The sequence below is a fragment of the Paraburkholderia sp. SIMBA_054 genome, assembly GCF_046534875.1.
Taxonomy (GTDB): domain Bacteria; phylum Pseudomonadota; class Gammaproteobacteria; order Burkholderiales; family Burkholderiaceae; genus Paraburkholderia; species Paraburkholderia hospita.
In genome coordinates, this window is the sequence record NZ_JAWRXV010000484.1 from 1 (window position 1) to 310 (window position 310).

The window sequence follows — 310 nt, forward strand, 5'->3', positions numbered from 1 at the left end:
CGTTGATCCAGTGTGGTTCGTCGCGTGCGATCGTATGGGCAAAGACATGCGCCGAACCCGGTGTCGCCTTGAAGCCGCCGGTACCCCAGCCGCAATTCACGAAGAGGCCCGGCACCGGCGTCTTGCCGATAATCGGCGAACGATCCGGCGTGACGTCAACAATACCGCCCCATTTGCGCAGCATTCGCATACGGGTGAAGATTGGGAAGACTTCGCAGATGGCCGCAAGCGTATGCTCGATCAGCGGCAGGCCGCCGCGCTGGCTGTAGGACACATATTGGTCCGTGCCGGAACCGATCACCAGCTCGCC

The 310-nt window shown here is 61.9% G+C and carries 1 protein-coding gene; it reads right to left on the minus strand.

The window, feature by feature from the left end:
- On the minus strand, positions 1-310 hold a 310-nt coding region (locus tag SB822_RS56000; protein WP_410858967.1), incomplete at both ends, for an FAD-dependent oxidoreductase.